The sequence below is a fragment of the Streptomyces hygroscopicus subsp. hygroscopicus genome (genome assembly GCF_001553455.1).
Taxonomy (GTDB): Bacteria; Actinomycetota; Actinomycetes; order Streptomycetales; family Streptomycetaceae; genus Streptomyces; species Streptomyces hygroscopicus.
Genome location: NZ_BBOX01000190.1, coordinates 1 through 5,893, shown reverse-complemented (window position 1 = coordinate 5,893; position 5,893 = coordinate 1). Strand labels below are relative to the sequence as shown.

At 75.1% G+C, this 5,893-nt stretch carries 7 protein-coding genes; 5 read left to right on the top strand and 2 right to left on the bottom strand.

The genetic code is table 11. The annotated features are described in order from the left end of the window. Together AXW62_RS47160 and AXW62_RS44040 are read right to left on the bottom strand one after the other, a co-directional pair. Window positions 1-166: hypothetical protein (locus AXW62_RS47160; RefSeq protein WP_169808157.1), on the bottom strand; the 166-nt coding region annotated here is incomplete at its 3' end. Between the two features lie 7 nt (window positions 167-173). Continuing rightward, entirely contained in the window at window positions 174-428 is a 255-nt protein-coding gene (locus tag AXW62_RS44040; RefSeq protein ID WP_060945800.1) for a hypothetical protein, read from the bottom strand. 183 nt (window positions 429-611) lie between these two features. Between AXW62_RS44040 and AXW62_RS20395 the strand changes: the two genes are divergently transcribed. From AXW62_RS20395 to AXW62_RS20375, 5 genes are all read left to right on the top strand, one after another. After that, window positions 612-1,436, top strand: a complete 825-nt coding sequence (locus tag AXW62_RS20395) for an AfsR/SARP family transcriptional regulator (RefSeq protein WP_030836626.1) — start codon at window positions 612-614, stop codon at window positions 1,434-1,436. Between the two features lie 373 nt (window positions 1,437-1,809). Continuing rightward, window positions 1,810-3,045, top strand: a complete 1,236-nt coding sequence (locus AXW62_RS20390; protein ID WP_060945799.1) for an FAD-dependent monooxygenase — start codon at window positions 1,810-1,812, stop codon at window positions 3,043-3,045. 89 nt (window positions 3,046-3,134) lie between these two features. Beyond that, window positions 3,135-4,085, top strand: coding sequence for a GlxA family transcriptional regulator (locus AXW62_RS20385; RefSeq protein ID WP_030836632.1), 951 nt, complete (start codon window positions 3,135-3,137; stop codon window positions 4,083-4,085). Window positions 4,086-4,210: 125 nt separating this feature from the next. Further along, entirely contained in the window at window positions 4,211-4,918 is a 708-nt protein-coding gene (locus AXW62_RS20380; protein WP_060945798.1) for an SDR family NAD(P)-dependent oxidoreductase, read from the top strand. Between the two features lie 192 nt (window positions 4,919-5,110). Then, entirely contained in the window at window positions 5,111-5,695 is a 585-nt protein-coding gene (locus tag AXW62_RS20375; protein ID WP_060945797.1) for a glycosyltransferase family protein, read from the top strand. The last annotated feature ends 198 nt before the right edge of the window (window positions 5,696-5,893 follow it).

The window sequence follows — 5,893 nt, the reverse complement described above, 5'->3', positions numbered from 1 at the left end:
CGGTGAGGATGTGGGCGAGATCTCTCGACCCGTCGAGCAGCGGCGCGAGCGCGGCGATCGCCCTCCCGTGCAGCGCCGTGACCCCGTGTTCGGAGACGAGATAGACGGCCTCGCCCGGCACCGGCTCGACCCGCAGATGTGGTGTGAAGCCCAGTTCGCCGGTCATGGGCCGGTCATTCGGCGCCGACGGTGCAGATGCAGATGCCGGGCGCGGCGAGGGGCCAGGCGGCGCCGGAGAGGTCCTCGATGACCAGGTCGTCGTCCTCGGGGGACGAAGGGGCGGCCGCGGCGGTCCCGACGGTTCCGGTGACTCCTGCGATCCCGGTGCTACCGGTGATCCCGGTGGCTCCGGTGATCCCGGTGATCTCGGCGGAACGCACCAGGCAGGCGGGGCTCGTGAACTCATGAGGGACGGGTGTATCGGTCATCGCGGACTCTCTCATCGCCAGGGGTGTGAATTTGTCATGGGTCGGCGCTCTGGAACTCATACCGAGTTCGTTATTCCGGCACTGGCCGTACAGGTCGCCCACAAGCGAGGCTCTTAGATGCCTCGGTGGCAGGGCCGCGCGGCCAGGAGGCACTTGACGGACCGTTGACGGAGGTACACGACCATGGACATCAAGGTGTTGGGGCCGCTGAGCGTCGAGGCGTGCGGTCAGTCGATCGTGCCCAGCGCGGGCAAGCCGCGCCAGATCCTTGCATTGCTTTCCGTCTACGCCAACCAGATGCTGCCGGTGCCCACTCTTATGGAGGAAATCTGGGGCACGCAGATGCCGCGCAGCGCGCTGACCACTTTGCAGACCTACATCCTGCAGCTGCGTCGCAGGCTGGCCGCCGCCTACGGCCCGCAGGCCCCGCAGGCTTCCAAGGACGTGCTGGCCACGCGCTACGGCGGATATGTGCTCGAGGCCCAGCCGGGCGCGGTGGACATCCATGAGTACGACCGGCTGGTGGCGGCGGGGCGGGAGGCCCTGGACGCCGGGGACGATGTCCAGGCGTCCCTGCTGTTGCGCGAGGCGCTGGCCGTCTGGCGCGGCCCCGCGTTGGTGGATGTGAAGGTCGGACCGGTTCTGGAGATCGAGCTGGCCCGGCTGGAGGAGAGCCGGCTCGGGGTCCTGGAGCGCCGTATCGAGGCCGATCTGCGGCTGGGCCGCCATGCCGAGCTGCTGACCGAGCTGACCGAGCTGACCGCCCGCCATCCGCTGCACGAGGGGCTGCACGCCCAGTGCATGGCCGCGCTCTACCGCGCGGGCCGCCCTTGGCAGGCGCTGGAGGTCTACCAGGGGCTGCGCGCCAGACTGGTCGAGGACCTCGGGCTGGAGCCGTCGCCCCGGCTGCAGAAGCTCCAGCAGGCGGTGCTCGCCTCCGATCCGGCGCTCGATCTGGACCTGGACGGTCACTGGCGCCGCCCGGTGCTCGACTTGTTCGCCGCGTAGATCTCCAGCCCGCGGCCGGTGGCGCGCAGCCGACGGTTCACGGCCGCAGCCCGCAGCCCGCAGCCGACCGCCGGCGGTCCGTTTCGCCGGTGAGCGGCCCGGCCGCCCTCCACCGACATCCGCAGAGCCCCATCGCAGAGCCCCGATATCCCCGCTACCGCCCTCGTCGGAAGTCCCCCGCCGGCCGTCCTCCCCGTCCGGCGAACCCTTCCCCCCCCTGAACGCCCGGCGCCGCCCTTCAGCCGGGCTTGCTACGGCTCCGCTGCCCGATCCCCCCGCGCGGGCAAGCGGAGCCGTAGCGCGTCCGTTGCGCCTCCGGGTTGCCGCGGGCTCCCGATGCCCATGTCCTGGGGCCCGACCAGCAGGAGGCGCGATGCTGCGCGAGATCGACACCGATGTGTGCGTGGTCGGGGGCGGCCCGGCCGGTCTGGTGCTGGCGCTGCTGATGCTGCGCTCGGGGGCCCGGGTGACCGTGGTGGAGTGCGCCCGCGCGCACCAGCGCGCGTTCCGCGGCGAGATCCTGCAGCCCGGCGCGATGGCGCTGTTGGACGCGCTCGATGTGCTCGCCGGGGCACGCGCCCGCGGCGCCCATCGGCACGACCGGTTCCTGGTGATCGAGGGCGAGCGGGTGCTGCTGGAGGCCGACTACCGGCTGCTTCCGGCCCCGTACGACCACCTGTTGAGCGTTCCGCGCCCGCATCTGCTGGACGAGCTCCTCGCCCACTGCCGTCGCTGGCCCGGCTTCCGCTATCTGCCCGGCCGGCGGGCCGACGGGCTGCTGCGGCGGGAGGGGGCGATCGCCGGGGTCATCGCCGATGGACCGCCGGGCCGCTGTGTGGTGCGGGCCCGGGTGGTCGTCGGCGCGGACGGCCGGTTCTCGCGGATCCGGCGGCTGGCGGGCATCGGGGCGGGCCGCGCCGAGGCGTTCGCCCAGGACGTGCTGTGGTGCACCCTCATCGCGCGCCCGGGGGAGCCGCGGGTCGGCGATGTGCGGGTGTTCCGCACCGGCGGCGGCCCGGTGCTGGTCCACGGCTCCTGGCCGGACCGGATCCAGATCGGCTGGACGCTGCCGCACCGGCGCTACCGCCATATCGCCGGCCTGGGCCTCGACCAGGTCACGGAGCGGCTGGTGCGCGCCGTGCCGCAGTACGCCGCGCCGATCCGCGAGCAGATCCGCACCCCCGCCGACCTCGGCGTGCTCGACGTCTTCTCCGCGCGTGCCGAGCGCTGGGCCGCCGACGGGCTGGTGCTGATCGGTGACGCCGCCCACACCCACAGCCCGATCGGCGCCCAGGGCATCAACCTCGCGGTGCAGGACGCGGTGGTGCTGCACCCCCTGCTGGTCCGAGCGCTGGCCGAGGGCGACACCAGCGCCGAGCGGCTGGCGGAGTTCGAGCGGCGGCGCGGACCGGACATCGCGGCGGTGATGAGGATGCAGACCCTGCAGAGCCGGGCGATCCTCTCGCGCGGCGCGTTCACCACCCGGGTGCGCCCCCGTCTCGCGCGTGCGCTGCGCCGTACGCCGCTGTACCGCAAGGTGCTCCAGCGCATGGCCTACGGCAATCCGTCGATCCGCGTCGCCGACGCCGGAGTGTGCGGCCGGACATGACACCGGGACGCGATGGCCGGAACCCATCCCCCGCCCGCTTTTCGCCACCCGCCCGCGGCGCCATCCACGGCACGGCCTAGATTGGAGCCATGCACACGCTCGTGATCCTGGCGCTGGACCAGGTCATCGCCCCTGATCTGGCCACCCCGATCGAGGTGTTCACCCGTACCCGGCTGCCCGACGGGCGGGAGCCCTACCGGATCCGGGTCTGCGCCCCCACCCGCACCGTCGACGCGGGGGTGTTCACCCTCCAGGCGCCGTACGGGCTGGAGGCGCTCGCCGAGGCCGACACCATCTTCGTGCCCGGCCGCGCCGACCCCCTGCTCCCGGTCCCCGCCGAGGTGATCGACGCGCTCCGGGACGCGGCCGAGCGGGGCACCCGTATCGCCTCGATCTGTTCCGGGGCCTTCGTCCTCGCCGCCACCGGACTGCTCGACGGACTCCGCGCCACCACGCACTGGGCCGCCGGCCCGCTGCTCGCCGAGCTCCACCCGAAGATCGAGGTCGACCCGGACGTGCTCTATGTGGACAACGGCCAGATCCTCACCTCGGCGGGTGCCGCGGCCGGGCTCGACCTGTGTCTGCACCTCATCCGGCGCGACCACGGCTCCGCCGTGGCCGCCGACGCCGCGCGGCTGTCCGTGATGCCCCTGGAACGGGAGGGTGGACAGGCCCAGTTCATCGTCCACGACCAGCCGCCGGTACCGCGCGGATCGCTGTTCGAGCCCCTGCTGCGGTGGTTGGAGGAGAACGCCGGGCAGGACCTCACCCTCGCCGACATCGCCGCCCACGTCGGCATGAGCACCCGCACCCTCAACCGCCGCTTCCGGGAGCACACCGGGACCACCCCGCTCCAGTGGCTGCACCGGGCCCGGGTCCGTCAGGCGCAGTATCTGCTGGAGGTCACCACCCATCCGGTCGAGCGCATCGCCGCCCAGGTCGGATTCGGCTCGCCCACCTCGTTCCGCGACCGCTTCAAGCGCGTCGTCGGCACCAGCCCGCACAGCTACCGCGCCGCCTTCCAGCGCGGCGCCGGATAGCGCCGAGCGGCCCGCGGAGACGAGCCGGGCCCCGGATCCGGACGGGCTCGGGCGCGGGTCGAGGCGGGCTCGAGTCACGGCGGCGACCATGGCCTCCTCAGTGGGAACGACCGCGAGGAGCGCCCATGATGGACCTCGGCCTGGAGGGACGCGCGGTCCTGGTCACCGGGGCCACCGGGGCCATCGGCCGGGCCGCCGCACGCGCCTTCGCGGCGCAGGGCGCCCGGGTGGCGCTGGCCTACCGCAGCCGCCGGGAGGCCGCCGAGGAGCTGGCCGCCGAGCTGTCCGGCCCCGACCGGAGCAGGGCCTTCGCCGTGCCGTACGCCCTGGAGGACAGCGCGTCGCCGCGCTGGGTCGTGGCCGCCGTCGAGGAGCGCTGGGGCGGGCTGGACGTGCTGGTGGCGAACGCCCGGCGCGAGGGCCCGCGGCTCGAGCCGCACGCCCGGTTCGAGGACGTCCGGGAGGAGCACTGGCTGCCGCTCGTGGCCGACGGCTTCGCGCCCGCGATCCGCACCGTCCAGTGGGCCGTCGCCGGGATGCGCAAGCGCGGCTGGGGCCGGATCGCGCTGGTGGCCTCCCCACCGGCGCCGGACGGCGGCCGCGGCGCGGAGTTCCACGCGGTGGCCCGGTCCGGGCTGCGGGGTCTGGTCCGCGGTCTGGTGGCGGAGGTGGGCGGCGACGGTGTGCTGGTCAATGCCGTATGCCCGGGGGACGCCCGGTCCGCCCGGCCGTCCGCGGCCCCCGGGGACGTCGCCCGCACCCTCCTCTTCCTGTGCTCGGCGGCCAACGCCACGGTCACCGGCGAGGCGCTGACGCTCGCGGGGCGCCGCTGAGCCCGCCGGGGGATGCGGCGGGTCGGCCCGGTGTCCTGTTCATCGGCCGGACGGAGGGGTCCGGCCGGCTCGACCTCTGCGGGAGGTGACCATGCGCGTCCTGTTCACGACCTGGGCCTCGGGCGCCCATCTCGTCCCCATGGTGCCGCTGGCCGCGCCCTGCTCGGGGCGGGGCACCAGGTGCGGGTAGCGGTGCCGTCCGGGTGCGCGGCGGCGGTGGCCCGGGCCGGGCTGGTGCCGGTGCGGATCTGCGCCCTGCCCCCGGCGGTGGTCAGGGCGCCGGAGGCGGCGCGGCGGCCGCGCGGCATCTGGCCGGCCGACTGGCCGGTGCGGCCCGCCGCGCTCACCCCGGAGCAGCACGGCGTGCTGCGCGCGCTCGGCGACCGGCAGGTGCGGATCGCCGAGGCGATGGCCCAGGGGCTGGTGGCGTTCGCCCGCTGCTGGCAGCCGGAGCTGGTGGTGCATGACGCGAGCGCGTACGCGGGCACGGTGGCTGCGGGGGCGCTGGGGGTGCCCGCGGTCGGCCAGCTGTGGGGGAGCGCGGCCGTCCTGCGGGTGGACCGGCAGCGGCTGGAAGGGCCGCCGCTGCCCGGCTACGCCCGTCTGATGCGGCGTTACGGCGCCGACCCGGAGCGCGAGCCCGACCTGTGGCTGGACCCCTGCCCGCCGAGCCTGGCACTCCCTCGCGGGCGCGGCGGCTGCCGGTGCGTTTCGTCCCGTACGACGGGCCGTCGCCACGGGAGACGCTGTCGCCGTACGAGGCCCGCCGGGCCCTGACCCGCCCGGCGCGCCCCGCCGCCGCGTCGAACGGGCGGCGGGGTCCCGGCGGCCCCGGGGCTCCCGGGCCGGTGCGGGTGTGCGCGGCGTGGGAGGACGCCGGCGGCCCGCCGGACGCCGTACGGGCCGCGCTGCGGGCCGCCGAGGCGCGGGGCGTGGAGGTCGTCCGGGTCGGAAGCGCCGCCGAGGGGCGGCCTC